Annotated in this window: 20 protein-coding genes; 10 read left to right on the plus strand and 10 right to left on the minus strand. The window is 62.8% G+C overall.

The window, feature by feature from the left end:
• The first annotated feature begins 17 nt into the window (after positions 1-17).
• Positions 18-653 carry a ribonuclease HII gene (rnhB, locus tag AV059_RS05250; RefSeq protein WP_058992791.1) on the plus strand — a complete coding sequence of 212 codons (636 nt, stop codon included), beginning with the start codon at positions 18-20 and terminating at the stop codon, positions 651-653.
• A 73-nt stretch (positions 654-726) separates the two neighbouring features.
• Here rnhB and AV059_RS05255 read toward each other — a convergent pair whose 3' ends face one another.
• Entirely contained in the window at positions 727-2,361 is a 1,635-nt protein-coding gene (locus AV059_RS05255; RefSeq protein ID WP_058992793.1) for a preprotein translocase subunit SecD, read from the minus strand.
• The gene (gene secF / locus AV059_RS05260) at positions 2,358-3,245 is read right to left on the minus strand and encodes a protein translocase subunit SecF (RefSeq protein WP_058992795.1); all 888 of its coding nucleotides are present in this window, start codon (positions 3,243-3,245) and stop codon (positions 2,358-2,360) included. Before secF ends, AV059_RS05255 begins: the two co-directional genes overlap by 4 nt.
• Positions 3,246-3,346: 101 nt before the next feature.
• Here secF and AV059_RS05265 point away from each other — a divergent pair, with 101 nt between their 5' ends.
• Positions 3,347-3,661, plus strand: coding sequence for a hypothetical protein (locus tag AV059_RS05265; RefSeq protein ID WP_058992797.1), 315 nt, complete (start codon positions 3,347-3,349; stop codon positions 3,659-3,661).
• A 26-nt stretch (positions 3,662-3,687) separates the two neighbouring features.
• On the opposite strand, the gene AV059_RS05270 is transcribed toward AV059_RS05265, so the two are convergent.
• Both AV059_RS05270 and AV059_RS05275 read right to left on the minus strand, forming a co-directional pair.
• On the minus strand, positions 3,688-4,155 hold the full coding sequence (locus AV059_RS05270; RefSeq protein WP_058992799.1) for a DUF5812 family protein: 468 nt from the start codon (positions 4,153-4,155) through the stop codon (positions 3,688-3,690).
• 95 nt (positions 4,156-4,250) lie between these two features.
• Complete coding sequence (locus AV059_RS05275; RefSeq protein WP_058992801.1) at positions 4,251-4,796, minus strand: hypothetical protein; 546 nt, start codon at positions 4,794-4,796, stop codon at positions 4,251-4,253.
• A gap of 122 nt (positions 4,797-4,918) precedes the next feature.
• Between AV059_RS05275 and AV059_RS05280 the strand changes: the two genes are divergently transcribed.
• The 3 genes from AV059_RS05280 to AV059_RS05290 are packed head-to-tail and all read left to right on the plus strand — an operon-like array spanning position 4,919 to position 7,598.
• On the plus strand, positions 4,919-6,229 hold the full coding sequence (locus tag AV059_RS05280) for a hypothetical protein (RefSeq protein WP_058992802.1): 1,311 nt from the start codon (positions 4,919-4,921) through the stop codon (positions 6,227-6,229).
• 23 nt (positions 6,230-6,252) lie between these two features.
• Positions 6,253-7,395: a CPBP family intramembrane glutamic endopeptidase gene (locus tag AV059_RS05285; RefSeq protein WP_058992804.1), complete on the plus strand. Its 1,143-nt coding sequence runs from the start codon at positions 6,253-6,255 to the stop codon at positions 7,393-7,395.
• A 56-nt stretch (positions 7,396-7,451) separates the two neighbouring features.
• Positions 7,452-7,598, plus strand: a complete 147-nt coding sequence (locus tag AV059_RS05290; protein WP_005536159.1) for a CopG family transcriptional regulator — start codon at positions 7,452-7,454, stop codon at positions 7,596-7,598.
• Here the strand turns inward: AV059_RS05290 and AV059_RS05295 are convergent.
• Together AV059_RS05295 and AV059_RS05300 are read right to left on the minus strand one after the other, a co-directional pair.
• Entirely contained in the window at positions 7,595-8,053 is a 459-nt protein-coding gene (locus AV059_RS05295; protein ID WP_004518436.1) for an NOB1 family endonuclease, read from the minus strand. The two genes, AV059_RS05290 and AV059_RS05295, sit on opposite strands and share 4 nt — an antisense overlap.
• Positions 8,054-8,293, minus strand: a complete 240-nt coding sequence (locus AV059_RS05300; RefSeq protein ID WP_004518435.1) for a PRC-barrel domain-containing protein — start codon at positions 8,291-8,293, stop codon at positions 8,054-8,056. It abuts the gene before it with no gap.
• A 194-nt stretch (positions 8,294-8,487) separates the two neighbouring features.
• Between AV059_RS05300 and AV059_RS05305 the strand changes: the two genes are divergently transcribed.
• The 4 genes from AV059_RS05305 to AV059_RS05320 all read left to right on the plus strand — a co-directional run bounded on the left by AV059_RS05305 (position 8,488) and on the right by AV059_RS05320 (position 11,677).
• Positions 8,488-9,042, plus strand: coding sequence for a plastocyanin/azurin family copper-binding protein (locus AV059_RS05305; RefSeq protein ID WP_058992806.1), 555 nt, complete (start codon positions 8,488-8,490; stop codon positions 9,040-9,042).
• 94 nt (positions 9,043-9,136) lie between these two features.
• Positions 9,137-10,942, plus strand: coding sequence for a translation initiation factor IF-2 (gene infB, locus AV059_RS05310; RefSeq protein ID WP_058992808.1), 1,806 nt, complete (start codon positions 9,137-9,139; stop codon positions 10,940-10,942).
• Between the two features lie 70 nt (positions 10,943-11,012).
• A complete protein-coding gene (locus tag AV059_RS05315) occupies positions 11,013-11,207 on the plus strand; it encodes a hypothetical protein (RefSeq protein ID WP_058992810.1) in 195 nt (64 codons plus the stop codon).
• 155 nt (positions 11,208-11,362) lie between these two features.
• Entirely contained in the window at positions 11,363-11,677 is a 315-nt protein-coding gene (locus AV059_RS05320; RefSeq protein WP_058997458.1) for a nucleoside triphosphate pyrophosphohydrolase, read from the plus strand.
• A gap of 90 nt (positions 11,678-11,767) precedes the next feature.
• On the opposite strand, the gene AV059_RS05325 is transcribed toward AV059_RS05320, so the two are convergent.
• Both AV059_RS05325 and AV059_RS05330 read right to left on the minus strand, forming a co-directional pair.
• Positions 11,768-12,121, minus strand: coding sequence for a DUF5811 family protein (locus AV059_RS05325; RefSeq protein WP_058992812.1), 354 nt, complete (start codon positions 12,119-12,121; stop codon positions 11,768-11,770).
• A gap of 84 nt (positions 12,122-12,205) precedes the next feature.
• Positions 12,206-12,676, minus strand: coding sequence for a pyruvoyl-dependent arginine decarboxylase (locus tag AV059_RS05330; protein ID WP_058992814.1), 471 nt, complete (start codon positions 12,674-12,676; stop codon positions 12,206-12,208).
• Between the two features lie 107 nt (positions 12,677-12,783).
• Here AV059_RS05330 and AV059_RS05335 point away from each other — a divergent pair, with 107 nt between their 5' ends.
• Complete coding sequence (locus AV059_RS05335; RefSeq protein WP_058992816.1) at positions 12,784-14,391, plus strand: methyl-accepting chemotaxis protein; 1,608 nt, start codon at positions 12,784-12,786, stop codon at positions 14,389-14,391.
• A gap of 13 nt (positions 14,392-14,404) precedes the next feature.
• Here the strand turns inward: AV059_RS05335 and AV059_RS05340 are convergent, their stop codons facing one another.
• Positions 14,405-15,616, minus strand: coding sequence for a PQQ-binding-like beta-propeller repeat protein (locus tag AV059_RS05340; RefSeq protein WP_058992818.1), 1,212 nt, complete (start codon positions 15,614-15,616; stop codon positions 14,405-14,407).
• 258 nt (positions 15,617-15,874) lie between these two features.
• Positions 15,875-17,095 carry a proteasome-activating nucleotidase gene (locus tag AV059_RS05345; protein WP_058992820.1) on the minus strand — a complete coding sequence of 407 codons (1,221 nt, stop codon included), beginning with the start codon at positions 17,093-17,095 and terminating at the stop codon, positions 15,875-15,877.
• Positions 17,096-17,227 lie beyond the last annotated feature (132 nt).

Raw genomic sequence — 17,227 nt, forward strand, 5'->3', positions numbered from 1 at the left:
CCGCCGAGAGGACAGCCATGCGATTCGGTGTCGACGAGGCCGGGAAGGGGCCGGTCCTTGGGTCGATGTTCGCCGCCGCCGTCAGGGCCGACCCTGCGGCCCTGCCCGATGGTGTTGGCGACTCGAAGGACATCAGGCCGGAGCGACGCGAGCAACTGGCCGAGGAAATTCGCGAGTCGGCAGACGCCGTTGATATTGCCGAAATCTCTGTTGAACGCATCGATGCCGACGGGACGGACATGAACACGCTGACCGTCGAAGGGCAGGCGGAGGCCCTATCGTCGGTGGCCCGAGACGACTTATCGGGGATGGTCGACGCCGGCGACACCGACGCGGCGCGGTTCGGTCGCCGGGTCGCGGACGCGGTCGACGCCGGCGTGACTGTGACCGCTGAACACGGCGCAGACGAGACGGACCCGCTGGTCGGTGCGGCCTCGATTATCGCGAAAGTCGCCCGCGACGCACACGTCGCGGAGCTGGCAGCGGAGTACGGCGACGTTGGGTCGGGGTATCCCAGCGACCCGACGACGCGGGCGTTCCTGGCGGACTACGTCGACCGCCACGGCGAGCTACCGGCGTGTGCTCGCCGCTCGTGGTCGACGTGTGACGACGTGCTGGCGGCGGCAGAACAGGCGTCACTGGGCGACTTTTGAACGGGTACAGTTCGACAGCGAACTTGGAGTGTTTGAACCCGGGCTACTGCGTCAGGCAGAAAGCGAGAGTCGCTCAGTCCTCGTCCAGCACGAGGTGACGGAGAATATCACCGTATGCCGGCCGCGTCACAAGCACGCCGATGAGGACGCCCACGATGGTGATGATAGCGAACCCGGAGAGGTCGCCGAGTGGCAGGACCATTAGCGGACTCATCGCCATGATAGTCGTCGCCGCGGCCGCACCGATGACCCAGAACGCCTTGCGGAAGCGGCTCTGGAACACGCGTCCGGTCTCGACTTCCCCTTGCTGGAGGATCTCGTCGGCGATGATGATGAGGTCGTCCACCCCCGTCCCGATGACCGCGATGAACCCGGCCAGATGCGAGAGGTTCAGCGGATACTGGACGAAGGCGACGAACCCGAGGAGGATGAACACCTCCGACAGCGCCGTGACGACCATCGGGACGACAACCTCAACCCGTTTGTATCGCACGTAGACCACGAGACTGACTGCGAGGACAGCCAGCAATCCAGTCAACAGCGAGTTCTGCTTGAACTGCTCGGCAAGCGCCGGGTCGAGCGACGAGCCGGAGTCTTCGGAGAGGTCGAGCGGCGCCGGAAGCTGCCCGGCCCGGAGGTTCAGTTCGATTTCACTGGCCGTTTCAGCTGGGTTGTCCGAGCTTCCGGTTTGCATCACGTACACAGGGTCGTTAGCGAACTCGCCACTGGCGAAACTCTCACCGAGACCTGGCGTCACGCCTCTGGCTGTGACAACCTCACCGTTTAACGTATGGACCAGACAACCGGGTTCATCGTTTGCAAGTGCAGGGTCGGCCGACCCACTGGCGGTCGTCTGCTGAATGTCCGAGTGATTGTAGTTTCCACACGGAGCCCCGTCACCGAATCCGGCATCAACCATTCGCTGGGCGAACCCGTCGGCGGCATCCGAGCTGACTGTGATGTACACGGCCCAACCGACGCCTTCCCTGTCTGCGGCCGAGATATCACTCATCTGAGAGCGCTTGAGCACTTCCTCGCGGACGAAGGTCCCGTTTTCACCGCCGGGATACACAGCGTATATTTTGACGGTCCCGCGCTCGTTCAGCAGGTCAACGAGTTCTTCTCGGTCCCGGTCTGGGGCAGTAATACTGACGAAGTGTTGGCCACCGGGAACGTTGACGATCTGGACTGATGCACCGCTGAGCGCTGAGGTCCGAAGCTTCTCATCAACAGCTTCGACCATCTCTTGGCGCGTCTCCGGAGTCACGCCGTCACGTACAGTGGTCGGCTGATACCCGTTGTTCTCAAGTGCCGTTCGAAGTTCTTGATGCGTGACGTCTTTTGTAACAACCTCGACAGCCCCCGCGCTTCGCTCAGAGGTGATAGGTCGGACACGGACGTCGATTGTGTCGAGGTCGAGTTCGTCGGCCACTGTTTGCTCAAGTTGAGACGAATCCGCCTGGGTCACGTTGACGTTCTCGGCAGTGATGCCGACAATGGGGGCACGAAGGCGGGTTCCACCACTGAGCTGAATACCGTAGTTGAGGTTCGTCAACGGTTCGGATTCGCTCGCTGCAGGACCAGATTCGTCGGTAGGTCCATCGGCACTCGTTCCCGGCGGAACTCCGGGAACGAACAGCGCGATAGCACTGGTCAGGAGAAGCACGACCAGTAAAACGACTCGCCAATTGTCTCGAAGGGTACTCATCGGTTTACCCCCTCGTACTTGTACCAGCGAAGTAGCGTAACGTTGAGCAAGTACGTATTCATTAGGTCAGCCGTCAGTCCGAGTACCAGTATCAAGCCGATGTCAGCCATCAGGCCAATCCCGAATATTGTAGCCGCGACCGCCATCACTGTCATCGCTGCAATAGAGGTCAACGTCATCGTCACACCGGTTCGCATCGCACGGTACGTCGATTCGTAAAACCCGCCTGAACGTCTGAGAACATGGTTATTCAACAGAATATCCGAGTCGACAGAGTATCCGATCAGCATGAGAAGCGCTGCGACGATTCCCAGTGAAAGCTTGATTCCAAGAAGGTTCATTATCGCGAGCGGAATCATGATATCGGAAAACGCCGAGATAACGATGGCGATACTCGGGATAAATGTGCGGAAGAAGGCGAAAGCGAGCAGGCTCATTCCAACGAACGCAACTCCGACACCGATGACTGCGAGACGCTGGTTTTGCCCGCCAAACAGCGGCGATGTCGTTCCGCTCCCCAACAGCGTCAGTTCCGCTGCTGACTGGGCAGCGGACCGAACCGAAGACACGTTGGCCGAATTGTCGAACGTGACGACGTATTGATTCTCGTAGGTGGATTCAGAAGTCGTCGTGATACCCTGCACCGAAAGTACCGGCTCGTCAAATGTGGCTTCGATTTCTTCGTTTGTGAGCGTCGCGTTTGTCCCTACCGTTAATTCCGTCCCGCCAGTGAAGTCGATGCCCCGGTCGACTGGTGCCCCGGTGACAGCCCACCAGCCACCGATGACCGCGAGCGAGAGCGCAAGCACCACCAGCGGAACCGCCACCAACTGGCGGTTCGAATACTGGGTGTAATCGACTTCCGGGACCTCGAACTCGAACATGACGGAACGGTGTGAGACGGGGGCGAATAAGCCTTCTCAATCACTGGCGCTGACATCCGTCGTGCCATACATCTATGGCAGTTTATCACGTATATCTGGGTATGGCCGAGAGCGCAACCAGGGTCAAACTCTCCTATCCGGCGGACCTCAGCGGCTGGGGCCGCGACAAGATCGACGGCTCGCCGTTCCGCGCGTACCTCCGGAAGACACACGACACCGCCGCGCCGGGCGACGTGTGGACGGAGTTCGTCGGCGTCGGCTGCTGTGGCGACACGCTAGATTTCCCGCTTCAGGTCGAGTCAGTCGAGGGAGGGTCCCGGGTGACCGAGGACACTGCGTTCGTCTACACCGAGCGGGAGGCGTGTGGCATCGCCGGCGGCTGGCAGGTTCAGAGCGCCGCCGGACCGACCGAATAGGAAACGAGAGCGGATGAGAGAACGCGTCAGTCCGGCAGGTAGCGCACGCTGACGACGCCCGCTGCGGTCCGAACCTCGACACGGTCGACGCCGAGCCTGGCCGCCCGCGAGAGGGTCGCCTCGTCCTCGACGACATCCGTCGCAGCCTCGGCCGTCTCGTCTTCCGGGACCGTGAGGACGTGTACCTCGCCCTCACCAGCGCGTTCGACCGTCGTTAGCTCGCCGGGGGCCTGCTCGGCCGCGATTTCGGTCGTCTGGGCCGTCGGCGCGAGGTCGACCGTCTCGACGGGAATTGTGCGCCGCTCGGCGACCTCGGTGACGGTGTAGGTGACCTCCATCGGCGGCTCCGGTTCGACCGTCCCCTCCACTACTTCGCCGGCTTCGACGCCGGGATTGTCAGACAGTGTCAGCACCTGTGAATCCGCGACGTTCCGAAGCGTCGCCGACCCGTCGTCGGCGTTCGTGACAAGAAATGTCCCTTCAATCGCTGTCATGGACATACGTTCGTGGCGGGCGTTCTTGCCCGTTTCGACCCGGGAACGGGCTGGAGTGGGATGCCGTAAGAGTGGACAGCCGTGGACTGGCGGTCCTACTTCAGCAGCCGGTGAGTCAGATATATCCCCAGCGTCGCGAGAATCGGCGGGGCAACGCCGGCAATCGGCGGCAGCGAGTAGAAGAACCCGACGACAGCGCTCTGTGTCGGCTCGCGAAGCTCCGCCGGAGCGGAGGTCAACAGCGCGAGGTATATCGACCCGATGAACAGGAACGCCGAAAGGGCGAGAGCGCGGTCGTAGGCGACCGAGGATGCGGTCCGTCGATGGCGGCGCGCGACGGAGAGCACTGGGGCTAGTAGCGGCGCGACGAGCAACAGTCCGACGAACAGGAAGAAGCTCCGGGAGAAGGTGAACGTCCCGCCGCGGACGCTGCCGGTTTCGGCGAGTTGCGTTATCAGCCCGAACGAGAACACGAGCGTAATCGCCACGGACAGCAACAACGCGACCGGAACGTAGGCTTTGAACAGCAACGAGTCACTAGCCCGGAACGCGTACGGGAACGCGCCGGGGAGCCCGTTGTACGGTTCGGGCTTGTCGTCGGCGTCGGCTGTGACGGACTGCTCTGCCGTCGCGTCTGTCATACCTGTGGCTTAGGCGAGCGCGTGGTTAAGCGCGGTGTTGTCCGGCCAGCGGTGACAACGGAGTCACGTCTGCTGCCATGCCGTCCGGGAGTTGTTTGTACCCGCCCATCGACACCTCCAGTATGCACGTCGATATCGGAGCCGCGCTTGCCAGTGCCGCCGACCCGGGCGTCGAGCGAGCGATGCTTGACGACTTGGACGAGCGGGTGGCTGCGGCCCACGAGCGAATCGAGCAGGGGCGGGACGACGACGAGTTCGGCTACGCGTCGCTGAACCTCCCCGAAGCAACCGACGCCGAGACCATCTACGATGCCGTCGCGCCGGTCGCCGACGCCGAATCGGTCATCACCGTCGGCATCGGCGGCTCCGCGCTGGGGGCGAAAACCATCACCGAGGCGCTGGCTGAGGACCCAGGCAATCACGTCGTTCTGGACAACGTCGACCCGGAGCACGTCCGGCGGACGCTCGATGGCCTCTCGCTTGCCGACACCGCTATCAACGTCGTCTCCCGTTCGGGGACGACGGCCGAGACGCTGGCGAACTTCCTCGTTGTCCGCGAGGCCTACGAGGACCGCGGCGTCGACTGGACCGAGCGCATCGTCGTCACGACCGGCGAGTCCGGCCCGCTCCGGGCGCTCGCCGACAAGCACGACCTCCCGACGCTGCCGGTTCCCGAGGGCGTTCCGGGCCGCTTCAGCGCGCTGTCGGCGGTCGGGCTCGTCCCGCCAGCCATCCTCGGCATCGACATCGAGGGGCTGCTTGCCGGCGGTCAGCAAGGGGCTGACGACCTCGCGCCGTCGCTGTATGACTCGCCGGCCTACGCCTACGGTGCGATGGCCTACGCGCTCGAAGAGGCGGGCGCGACGGTCAACGCCGTCATGCCCTACGCCGAGCGACTGGAGTCCTTCGGCGAGTGGTTCGCACAGCTCTGGGCCGAGAGTCTGGGTAAGGACGGGCGGGGCCAGACGCCGGCGCGAGCGCTGGGCGCGACTGACCAGCACTCCCAACTCCAGTTGTACCGCGCCGGCCATCGGGACAAAGTCATCACGTTCGTCCGACCGCGCGAGCGTGCCGACGTAGCGATTCCCGACCCGGACCACGAAGACCTGTCGTATCTTGCCGGAACCGACCTCGGCGGTCTCATCGACGCCGAGTACGAGGCGACGGTAGCGAGCCTGCCGGCGGCTGACCGGCCAGCGCTGGAAGTCGAAATCGACCGCCTCGACGCCGAAAGCGTCGGCGAATTGCTGTACGCGATGGAGGCCGCCTGCGTCCTCGTCGGCGAACTCGCGGACGTAGAGACGTTCACCCAGCCGGCCGTCGAGTGGGGCAAAAACGCCACGCGGGCACTCATCCGCGGCGAAGCGACGGACGAGACGGCGGTAATCGACGAGCGCGAGCGACTGCGGATCGGCGAAACGGAGTCCCTTTAGGCCGGCGCAACGGACTGCCGATAATGGACGATACCGCCGCGAACTGGGGTGTTCTCGTTGCTGGCCTCGGTCTCGTCGTACTCGTCGCTACAGAAACTGGCGTCGTTGGCTGGATGACACCGGCGACAACGGTCGGCCCAGTCACCGCCCGACAGGTCGCCGCTGCCGGCTTTGTCGTCGCCGCACTCGCCTTCTCACTCGTCCGTCATGGCGCACTCGACCGCAGACAGGCGGGTCTGGGCGCAGCAGGCGCGAGCATCGTCGCAACCCTCGCGACGCTCATCGCCTTCTTCGGGCCGGAGTTCCGTACTGGCGTCGAGGCGACCGTCGGCATCGCTGTGTATCTCACAGTGCTGGCCGGGGGTCTGACGGTTGCGCTGGGCTGGGCGCTGGCGACCGGCGTCCCGAACGACCGGCTGTACACGGTCGCCAGAGCGCTCTCAGTCGCGACGGGAATCGGGCTGGTCGGCTTCCTCGTGGGCACGGTGTTCGCCCAGTTCGTCGTTCTCGGGGTCGCGGCCGCAGGGCTTGTCAGCGCCACGGCGCTGGAAGGCGGGACTGTCACCGGCCCCGCGTATGTTACGCTCACTATCGGTCTCGGCGTCGGCTTCGTCGGCTTTGGGGCAGCCGTCGCCAGCCGACTAGACCGGACCTGGGCCGATCTGGATCTAGAACTACCCAGTCTCCGTGACATCGGCTACAGCGTCGGCGGCGTCGTCGTCCTCATGGTCGCGCTGTTTGGCTTCAGTTACATCATTCAGACGCTCGGGCTGGAAGCCGCGCGGAGCAGCGTCGAAGAACTGGCCCGCGAAGACCCGTCGTTCCTGCTCGTGATGGTCCCGCTCGCGTTTTTGACTATCGCACCGAGCGAGGAGTTCATTTACCGGAACCTCATCCAGAAGTACCTCTACGATGATTTCGGTGAATTCCAGGCGATTGTACTCACCAGCGCTGTCTTCGGCGTCGTCCACTTCGGACAGTACGCCGCCGGGACGCCGACACAGACCGTCCTCTCGCTACTGCTAGTGTTCGTCCTCTCGACGCTGCTGGGCCTGAGCTATCTCAAGACCGAGAACCTGCTCGTGCCCATCTTTATTCACGGGGCGTTCAACGCCATCCAGTTTCTCACATTGTACATCGAGATTACAGGAAATCCGGCAATCTGAGCCGTCAGACCGCTGTCTGACGGGTATTTATGCGACCAACCGTTGTATGCGATGGCATGGCTCGGCGGTTCACCATCGTCTGTGATGACGATCAAGCGCGGATTATCGAAACGCTTGCGCGGCGCTACGGCATCACAGAGGAGGAAGTGCTGTCGCAGCTAGTCGACCTTGGGCTCGAAGCCCGGGACGAACAGACCGTCTAAGCCGGGTTTTTCCGCGAAAGCGAGCTCCCACAGATGGGACAGCGGTCGCGATTCTCGTCGAACTCACGGCCGCAGCCGGCACACTGGAACAGCCACTCCCGCTGTTCGGAAATCCCTTCACGGGCGATGACTTCGACCGCCACGTCGAGTTTCTCCGCGACGTTTTGCATCGCGTAATCGTCCGTGACGAGGCGGCTGTCAAGTTCGAACGCGGCTGCGATCAGCCGGATATCGGTTTCCGAGAGTTCCGCGAGGTCACCAGTTTCGCTGGCGGCGCGCTCGATGCGCTCAACAGTGTTGTCCTCGGGAATGTGAAGGTGCATCCCAGAACCTTCGAGCGCGTCGAAGCGATAGGCGGCCTCGTCCTCTAGTTCCTCTCTGACGAGCGGAATCGTTGCTATCTGCTCGTCGGTGTGATACTCGTTGATAAATGCCGAGGAGTCAAGAACGTACATCTAGCGTTTGACGATCATGTGGTCTTTCACTGCCTTGACCCGCTCAACCGGGACAAGCAGGCGGCCCTGATCGCTGTACTCGAAGTTCGTGTTGCGGAGCGACTCCGCGGGGTCAATAACGAGGTTGTGCAACGCGCCCGAGGAGAAGTCCATCGTGATATTGTAGAGACTGCCGATCTCCGCGCCGTCAGTCCCCATCACGTCTTTCCCCGACAGGTTTTCTGCGAGTATTGCAGCCATACCCCTTTGTTCCGAACGAGGTTACATAAACGCCACGGGGATGTCCGACGAGAAAACGATGGTCGCTGACAGCGACGGTCACGGATAGAAACCATGCGTCAGCAAGTGTCGGTTCACCGGTGGTGCCGTTCTGTGCCCAAGGGCGCACGGTCACAGGACAGCAGTCATAAGCGACAGGCATCCCAGGAGTACGCATGGACCGAAACAGGCGTCAGTTTCTCGGCGCGCTCACGGCCGTCGTTACCGGAGCTGCCGCGGGCTGTAGTGGTGGCGACAACGGTGAACCATCCCCAACAGCGACGGCCACCGCTACGCAAGTATCAACCCGCACTGCGACAGCAACGCCGACTGATTCGGTGACGACCTCAACGGAGACCGCCACCCCAACCGAAACGCCAACACCGACTGAGACTGCAACTTCAACCGAAACGCCGACCGCCACTGGAACGCCGGTGGACGCCGAGCAGGAGGTCGCCGTCGCGCCGGGAAGCTTCAGTTTCGACCCGGAAACGTTCGAGGTCCCTGTCGGAAGCACCGTGCTGTGGGTCTGGGAGGCCGGCGGCCACAACGTCAAGCCGACTGCGACGCCGTCCGGTAGCGACTGGTCCGGGACGCCCGGGGACGATGGGAAGACGTACAGTTCGGGCTACGAGTACGCCTACACGTTCGAGGTCCCCGGCGAGTACGAGTACCACTGCGTCCCCCACCAAAGCGTGGGCATGACGGGGTCGTTCACTGTAACCGAGTGACGCCCGTTTAGCCCCACGTTCGGTTGCGTGCGTTTGATGACGACGAACTTAACTGCCACCGACGACTCGGTTCTGACAACTTCTGGAGCCATCTATGTCTGACACGGACCCCACAACAGCCACCGACGACACCCTGCGGACGCCCATCGTCGCCGTTCTGGGCCACGTCGACCACGGGAAGACGAGCCTGCTCGACAAGATCCGTGGTTCGGCCGTCACTGCCGGCGAATCGGGCGCGATTACACAGCACATCGGCGCGACCGCCGTCCCGCTGGACGTGATTTCGGAGATCGCCGGCGATCTGGTCGACCCAACGGACTTCGACCTGCCCGGCCTGCTGTTCATCGACACGCCAGGCCACCACTCCTTCTCGACGCTCCGTTCCCGCGGTGGCGCGCTCGCCGACATCGCCATCCTCGTCGTCGATGTCAACGACGGCTTCCAGCCCCAGACGCTGGAGGCCATTGACATCCTCAAGCGAACCCAGACGCCGTTTATCGTTGCCGCAAACAAGATCGACACCGTCCCGGGCTGGAACCCCAATGAGGGGCAACCAGTCCAGCAGACGATGGACGCACAGTCCGACCGCGTGCAGTCCGACCTCAACGAGAAGCTGTACGAGATTATCGGCGAACTCTCGGACAACGGCTTCTCGGCTGACATGTACTGGCGCGTCCAGAACTTCCAGGCCAATATCGGCGTCGTGCCGGTCTCGGCCGAAACGAGCGAGGGTATCCCCGACCTGCTGACGGTGATGATGGGGCTGTCCCAGCGGTACATGAAAGAGGAGATGGAAATCGACACCAGCGGTCCCGGTGTCGGGACTGTCCTCGAAGTGAAAGACACCCAGGGGTTCGGGACGACGCTTGACGCCATCATCTACGACGGGACCATCCGCAACGACGATACCATCGTCGTCGGCGGGCTGCAAGGGCCGATTATCACTGACGTGCGCGCCCTGCTCCGTCCGCGTCCGCTCGAAGAGATCCGGACCGAACAGGAGTTCGAGCAGGTCGACCAGGTCGCCGCCGCCGACGGTGTCAAAATCGCCGCGCCGGACCTCGGCGACGCGATGGCCGGCGCGCCGATCCGCGTCATCCGCGACCGCGACCGCAGCGAGGTCATCGCTGAGGTGGAGGAGGAACTCGCCGAAATCGAGGTGACGACCCAGGAAGAAGGGGTCGTCATCAAGGCCGACACGCTCGGGTCGCTGGAGGCTCTCTCCAGTACGCTCGAAGAGGAAGAAATCCCGGTGATGCGGGCCGAAGTGGGCGCGGTCGCACCGCGGGACGTGCGAGTCGCCGAAACCGCCGGCGAGCCAACCAATCAGGCGATTCTGGCGTTCAGCGTCGAAGTGCTCGATGACGCGCGGGACCTCGCCGAACAGGAGGACGTGGAACTGTTCGAGGACGACGTCATCTACCAACTCGTGGAGTCCTACGATGACCACGTCACCGCCATCGAGGAGGCCCAGCAGGAGCAGATTCTGGAGAACATCACGCGTCCCGCGAAGTTCCGGATTCTGCAGGACCACACCTTCCGCCAGTCCGATCCCGCCGTCGTCGGCGTCGAAATCCTCTCCGGTGAGCTCCGCCGGAACGTCAACGTCATTAGGTGGGACGGCGGCGAAGCGAACCGCGTCGGGACCCTCAAAACGATTCAGGACGAGGGCGAGGACGTCGACTCGGCCCGTGCCGGTGAGCGCATGGCCGTCTCGATTCAGGGGCCGACCGTCGGCCGCCAGATCGAGGAAGGCGACGACCTCTGGGTCGAAATCCCCGAAAAGCACGCGAAGATTCTCGAACAGGAACTCAAGGAAGACATCTCTGTCGACGAGCGCGAAGCGCTGTCGATGTTCCTAGAGAAACACCGGAACCGCGACCCCTTCTGGGGCAAATAGGCGGTACTCAGTGCGCTGTTTGCGCGAGTAATAATATTTAATTAGGAGGCGTGTCTCCGTACAGACACGAATGACCGGGTCCCCCACAATGCCCGACCTCGTGCTTGCCAGCATCGCCCTCTCGATGCTGCTGGCGTCGCTCGGTGCCGTGGTTACTTCGCTTAGTTTCGTCACGGCGCTGAGTGCCGGCAGCCTCCCGGCGACCGGCTCCATCGGCTACGCGCTGTTTTACAATCCGCCGGTCCCGGACGGACGACGCTCCTGACGGTAGTGTCTCTATCTACCCACCGCTTCGGCGTGAGCGTGTAATCGGATTATTTACAAACGAGTCCTTCCCCGGAACGCCGATCATATTTCTAACAACACTTCCTGGGAATTGTTCATCACCACCACTAAGAGATAGTGTCAGAAGTGAATGATATGGCGAGAGAATTTGATAAATTGGTTCGAGACAAGATTCCAGAAGTGATCGAGGACAACGGGGAAACGCCAACAGTCTCGCTCGCAGGCGAAGACGAGTACTCCGAGCGGCTGGTCGATAAGTTAGAAGAAGAGGTGGCAGAGTATCGAGAAAGCCACGAGATCGAGGAACTGGTAGATATTCTTGAAGTAATCCACGCGATTCGAAAAGACAGAGGGGTTACTGGTGAAGAACTACGGGACAAGCGAGCACTGAAGGCCGAACAACGGGGGCGTTTTGATGAGGGGATTGTTCTCGAACGAGTCGACGAGTAGAAAGTCTGTATTACGTTCTGTCTGTGAGCTGAAATACGAGCGTTCTGAAGGCTCTATTTGTCCATCTACAACCGCAAAAACAGCGGCTCGCTACTGCGCGGTCGGCGACGTATCGTCGCCCATCACTTGCTTGACCTGCAGGGCAGCGGAGGCGGCGATGCCCTGCGCGAGGTCGTCGCGCTCAGCAGCGGAGATGCTCGCACTTTCCGGGTCTTCCGGCGTGTAGTCAGCGCTGACGACCGATCCGACCGGGGGCTGGACTGCGATTGTGGCCCGTGGGCCTGTCGTGCTGTTGCTGATTTCAGAACCAACGACGAACTCGCCGGGCAGGAGTTCGCGGGTCCGGGCGGCAACGCTTGAGAGATCCTGGCGGAGCTCCTCACGCTGTTCTGCGGTCAGCGTCACTTCTTCCGTCTCCCCACCAAACGACGTATTGCCGTACATGAACGTTCTCTGTCTCTATGGGGGGGAAGACTAAAAACCCAGGGTCGAGCACAGTTCTGGCCGGAACCGTCGGTGCAACGCCGCTTACACGACGGGGTGGCTCTCGCCGTAGGTGGCGAGAACGACGGCACTGGCGTACTCGGCGTCGTCGGACGCCGACTCGACGTAGACATTCTCCTCGACGAACTCCCAGTCCCGCAGGTCCCGACCGGCGGCTAGCCCCTCACGGATTTCCATCCTGACCGCGTCCTCGCTTGTGCCGTCGACCTCATAGAAGATGCCCGGCCCGTCCTCGCTGCGGGCCCAGCCGATGCCCGCCGCGCCGCGTTCACCCGGTGCGACGGTCGCCGAGGACTGGACGACCTCCAGCGCTTCGCCGGGCGGCCCTAGGTCTGGCGCTGTCTCCACTACCTCGATAGTTGGCTCGGCAGGAATGACAGACGACAGCGAGATGAGATTGTAGTTGTGGACGCCCGCCTCGGCGAGTGCCGCGTCGTACGCAGCCAGCGCGGTCGGGCCGGTCGCGGTCCCCCATACGACCCGGATAGTACTCATAGGCAAGAGTCGACGGGCCGTGGGGTAAGGGGTTTCGTTTCAGTGCGTGTTTTCAGGGTTGATAGTTCGGGGTGAACGGTTAAGAGAGGACCTCTGTTAACCGAGGCATGACTCTAGTTTCGGACGTTGTCAGCAGGATTGTCGGGCTGTTCCCCCGTCGCGTACAGGAGCGGATGCTGTACGAGGTGGGAGTCAATCAGATTATCTGGGGCGGTATCAGCGGGGCAATCATCTACGTGGTGACCGGTAGCGGGACCGATGCACTCCTGACCTGGGGAATTACTGCCGTGACGATGGCGTTCGGGACGATGCTGGTTGCGACAGAACTCATCCACACCTCTAACCAGCTGACTGCGAGCGCGAAGAAACTCTCTGCCGGGAACTTCGACACGGCGATGGAGATGGATCGCCACGACGAGCTGGGCGACCTCAGTGTGGCGCTCCGGGAGGTCCGTGACTCTCTCAGTAGCCGTATCGAGGAGGCTGAACAGGCACAGGCGAACGCCGAACAGGCCCAGTCTGACGCCGAGACGGCCCGCAAAGAGGCTGAGGGTCAGCAAGACGAGGCCGAAGTACTCCTCGAAACGCTCCAGAAGCAGGCCGACGAGTTCAGCGACGTAATGGCTGCGACCGCCGACGGCGATTTCACACGGCGGATGAGCACAGACACTGACAACAAGGCGATGGCCCGCATCGCCATGTCATTCAACGAGATGGTCACCTCGCTCGACGGGACGATAACCGAAGTCCAGACGTTTGCAGATAAGGTCGCCTCAGCGAGCCAGCGGACGACCGAGCAGGTCAACGACGCTCGCGACCGCGGCGCGTCCGTCACCGACACCACCGACACCATCGCCGCTGACGCCGAGGAGCAAGACCGAAAGCTCCAGACCGTCGCCAGCGAGATGAGCGACCTTTCGGCCACTGTCGAGGAGGTCGCCTCCTCGGCTGACGAGATAGCGACGACTGCACAGAGCGCCGCCGACAAGGGTCAGCAGGGAAGCGAACTCGCAGGCGAGGCCACGGCGGAGCTCCGGGACATCGAGTCAACGATGCGCGAGATGGTGACGGCCACTGCCGAACTCGACGATCGGATGGACGAGATCCGCGACATCGTCGGACTGATCGACGATGTCGCCTCCCAAACCGACGTGCTTGCGATCAATGCCTCCATCGAAGCTGCTCATGCCGACGCCAGTGGCGACGGGTTCGCCGTCGTCGCTGACGAAGTCAAAGAACTGGCGACACAGACGCAGGAGGCAACGGACCGCATCGAAACCATCATCGAGGAGGTGACGGCCCAGGCTGGCGAGACCGCGGCGGAAATGGAGACGACGAACCAGCGGGTCGCGAGCGGAGCCGAGACGGTCGAGCAAGCACTCACAGCCTTTGACGAGTTGGTTGCCGATGTCGAGGACGTCAACACCGGGATTCAGGAGATCAACCGCGCAACTGACGAGCAGGCGTCAACGAACCAGGAAGTGGTTTCGATGGCCGAGGACGTGGCGGACGTGGCCGACCAGACGGCCAACCGTGCGGCGACGGCAGCCGAGGAAACCGAGGCACAGACGACCGCACTGTCGATGGCTACGGACGATATCGATGACCTCGCCGCCCAGTCTCGGGAACTCGAATCGGTACTTTCAGCCTTTGAGACGACCGGAAATAGCGCCGGTTCAGGAGCGGCACGGACAGCCACCGACGGCGGGTACTGACGATCGGACTGAGTCAGCCGATCAGTTTGTACAGCATCCCCGGTCGGTTCCAGTCGCCGTCAACTGCACGCTCGGCGTAGTAGATGCCGTCGGCAGTCACCAGCGGTGCACTCGTCACGTGGCCACGGTTCTCGATGGACCAAGCCGCCGTCCCCGACTCCTGAGCCAGCGCGTACAATCGCCCGTCGTAGGACCCGACGAGCACGTGATCCCGGGTGGCGATGACGCTCCCAATAATCCACCCGCCGGTGTCGTACCGCCACTGCTCCTCGCCGCTGGTGAGATCGATTGCGTACACCCTGTCGTCGTGGCTGCCGACGTAGACGGTGCCGTCGTGGACCGCCGGCGCGCACATCACGTCAGCGTCGGCCTCGAAGGTCCACAGTTCCGAACCATCGGTCACGTCGACAGCGGTGACTGTCTCAGCCCACGACGGCACGATGGCTATCCCGTCGGCGACGGCAATGGGAGCTTTCACGTCGCCACCAGTGTCATAGCGCCAGACCTGTTCGAGGCCCGGAAACGACCACGCGTAGCAGTAGCCGTCGTTAGAGCCAAACAGTAGGCGGCCGTGTTCGTGGTCCAGCGCCACCGTCGAGTGGGGGTGGTCGGTTGGTCGGCTGTCGCGCCACTGCACGTCCCCGGTCGCGGCGTTGACAGCGACGACACTTCCGCTCGGAGCCGCGTGCTCGACAGCGACGTACAGCGACCCGTTGTAGTACGTCGGACTCGCACCGATTGCATCGCCCAGGTCCGTCCGCCAGCGGCGCCGGCCGGTTTCGAGATCCAGTGCCGACAGCGCACCGTCGTAGGCCCCGATGTAGGCGGTGTCGTTGGCGATGGCCGGGGTGCCGTGGCTCCCGCGCGTCGCCTGTGTAATCGTCGTTGCCCACTGGACCTCGCCGTCCGGTGCGATGGCCCGTACGCGACCGGTGTCGTCGGCCAGAATCAGGTCGCCAGTCGGTGCCAGCGCAGGGCTCCCTTTTGCAGCGGTGTGGTCTCCCCGATTGGCTGGCAGTTCCCAGGCCCGCTTGACGGCGTCCGGAACAGATGTATCCTGATACCCCTGATTCAGGAGCCCCTGCCGGAACTGCGTGGCGGCGTGTTCATCGAGGGCCGTCGATGCGAGCGGGTTGAACTGTGACTGACACCCCGCGACCGACCCGACTGTTGTCGCCGCAAGCGTCCCCAGAAACGCCCGCCGCGTCCGTCCGCGCTCTGTCACGGGCACCGATACTGGGCGGTGTGGCTTAAATCGCGTGGGGACAAGCCGTGTGAGCAGATTGGACCATACATCGCTCAGCGTTCGTGGCGACGGTATAGTGGCGAGATTATATTCAAAGGAAGCATCCGCGAGCGTAGCGAGCGGTTCACCGCGCTCGAACGCCGTGAGAGCGCGACCTTTTTCGCCCACGTTTTTCGAGGAGCCTTCCCACAGCGCGCTCGTAGAGCGCGCGAGGAAAGGCGACGCTGAAAAAGGTGGTTAGGCGAACGCGACCGGAACGCTACTGGCGTCGTCGTCGGCTTCAATCTTCTCGAGGGCATCGTGGAGGTCGGCCTGCTGGACCGTTGTCCGGCCGTCGCGGATGGCGAACATCCCGGCTTCGGTCGCCAGTGAGGCCAGTTCCGCGCCGGAGAGGCCGTCGGTCTCGGTGGCAAACGCACCCAGGTCCACGTCGTCGTCGAGGTTCATCTCCTGCGTGTGGATTTCGAGGATGCGCTCGCGGCCCTCGACATCGGGGTTCGGAACTTCGATGAGGCGGTCGAAGCGGCCGGGGCGGAGAATGGCCCGGTCGAGCATATCGAAGCGGTTCGTCGCGGCGATGATACGGATTTCCCCGCGCTCGTCGAAGCCGTCCATCTCCGAGAGCAACTGCATCATCGTTCGCTGGACCTCGGCGTCGCCGGAGGTCTTTGACTCCGTTCGTTTGGCCGCGATGGCGTCGATCTCGTCGATGAAGATGATAGCCGGTTCGCGCTCGGCGGCAAGCTCGAACAGGTCTCGGACCAGTCGCGCGCCCTCACCGATGAACTTCCGGACCAGTTCGGAGCCGGCCATCTTGATGAACGTCGCGTCGGTCTCGTTGGCGACGGCCTTCGCCAGCATCGTTTTCCCGGTGCCGGGCGGGCCGTGCAGCAGGACGCCACTCGGCGGTTCGATACCGACCTCGCGGAACTGCTCGGCGTTGACGAGCGGCTCTTCGACGGCTTCCCGGACCTCGCGGATCTGCTCTTCGAGGCCGCCGATATCCGAGTAGGAAACGTCCGGCGAGCCGTCGACCTGCATCGCCTGTGCGCGGGCGTCGGTCTCGGGGTCAAGGATCTGCTTGACGCCGAAGGAGTCGTTGATCGCGACGCGGTCACCGGCCTCAAGGCCGTCGCGGATGGACGGCGAGACTTCCGTCAGCACTTCCTGATTGTTGCCGTGCTGTTTGACGACGACGCCGTCGTCGGTCAGCTCCTCGGCCGTCGCAATGTACAGCGACGAGGTTTTGAGCGTCTCGTTTTCCCGTTCGAGCTGGTCGACCTCGTCCGTGAGGCCGTGTTGCCGGTCACGGGCAGCGTCAAGCTGCTCAGTCAGCTGTTCGTTGACCTGTACTATCTCTTTGAAATGTTCCCGGAGTGCCTCCAGACGCTCGTCAGGCGTCATATCGGGATCAAGTTCCAACCGTGGTCGTTCCGGAAGCGAGGGACTGCGCGACATTTGGATGGTCGGTACTATACGGTTGAGACACAAAGTGCCTTCGGGTCACAGGGGGTGAAACAGTTATCCGTGTCGAGACGGGGCTGTAGCGTTCGGTTAGGCCGGTGGCTCGAACAGCCAGCCAGACACCGA

This window comes from Haloarcula sp. CBA1127 (assembly GCF_001485575.1).
Taxonomy (GTDB): Archaea; Halobacteriota; Halobacteria; order Halobacteriales; family Haloarculaceae; genus Haloarcula.

What these genes read in the sequence shown, in the direction of transcription:
- AV059_RS05290 (WP_005536159.1), top strand. Translation starts at nt 7,452, where the DNA reads ATGGCTCGGCGGTTCACCATCGTCTGTGATGACGATCAAGCGCGGATT.
- secF (WP_058992795.1), bottom strand. Translation starts at nt 3,245, where the DNA reads ATGTTCGAGTTCGAGGTCCCGGAAGTCGATTACACCCAGTATTCGAAC.
- AV059_RS05320 (WP_058997458.1), top strand. Translation starts at nt 11,363, where the DNA reads ATGGCGAGAGAATTTGATAAATTGGTTCGAGACAAGATTCCAGAAGTG.
- infB (WP_058992808.1), top strand. Translation starts at nt 9,137, where the DNA reads ATGTCTGACACGGACCCCACAACAGCCACCGACGACACCCTGCGGACG.
- AV059_RS05335 (WP_058992816.1), top strand. Translation starts at nt 12,784, where the DNA reads ATGACTCTAGTTTCGGACGTTGTCAGCAGGATTGTCGGGCTGTTCCCC.
- AV059_RS05300 (WP_004518435.1), bottom strand. Translation starts at nt 8,293, where the DNA reads ATGGCTGCAATACTCGCAGAAAACCTGTCGGGGAAAGACGTGATGGGG.
- AV059_RS05295 (WP_004518436.1), bottom strand. Translation starts at nt 8,053, where the DNA reads ATGTACGTTCTTGACTCCTCGGCATTTATCAACGAGTATCACACCGAC.
- rnhB (WP_058992791.1), top strand. Translation starts at nt 18, where the DNA reads ATGCGATTCGGTGTCGACGAGGCCGGGAAGGGGCCGGTCCTTGGGTCG.
- AV059_RS05315 (WP_058992810.1), top strand. Translation starts at nt 11,013, where the DNA reads ATGACCGGGTCCCCCACAATGCCCGACCTCGTGCTTGCCAGCATCGCC.
- AV059_RS05285 (WP_058992804.1), top strand. Translation starts at nt 6,253, where the DNA reads ATGGACGATACCGCCGCGAACTGGGGTGTTCTCGTTGCTGGCCTCGGT.
- AV059_RS05280 (WP_058992802.1), top strand. Translation starts at nt 4,919, where the DNA reads ATGCACGTCGATATCGGAGCCGCGCTTGCCAGTGCCGCCGACCCGGGC.
- AV059_RS05330 (WP_058992814.1), bottom strand. Translation starts at nt 12,676, where the DNA reads ATGAGTACTATCCGGGTCGTATGGGGGACCGCGACCGGCCCGACCGCG.
- AV059_RS05345 (WP_058992820.1), bottom strand. Translation starts at nt 17,095, where the DNA reads ATGTCGCGCAGTCCCTCGCTTCCGGAACGACCACGGTTGGAACTTGAT.
- AV059_RS05305 (WP_058992806.1), top strand. Translation starts at nt 8,488, where the DNA reads ATGGACCGAAACAGGCGTCAGTTTCTCGGCGCGCTCACGGCCGTCGTT.
- AV059_RS05325 (WP_058992812.1), bottom strand. Translation starts at nt 12,121, where the DNA reads ATGTACGGCAATACGTCGTTTGGTGGGGAGACGGAAGAAGTGACGCTG.
- AV059_RS05265 (WP_058992797.1), top strand. Translation starts at nt 3,347, where the DNA reads ATGGCCGAGAGCGCAACCAGGGTCAAACTCTCCTATCCGGCGGACCTC.
- AV059_RS05255 (WP_058992793.1), bottom strand. Translation starts at nt 2,361, where the DNA reads ATGAGTACCCTTCGAGACAATTGGCGAGTCGTTTTACTGGTCGTGCTT.
- AV059_RS05270 (WP_058992799.1), bottom strand. Translation starts at nt 4,155, where the DNA reads ATGACAGCGATTGAAGGGACATTTCTTGTCACGAACGCCGACGACGGG.
- AV059_RS05275 (WP_058992801.1), bottom strand. Translation starts at nt 4,796, where the DNA reads ATGACAGACGCGACGGCAGAGCAGTCCGTCACAGCCGACGCCGACGAC.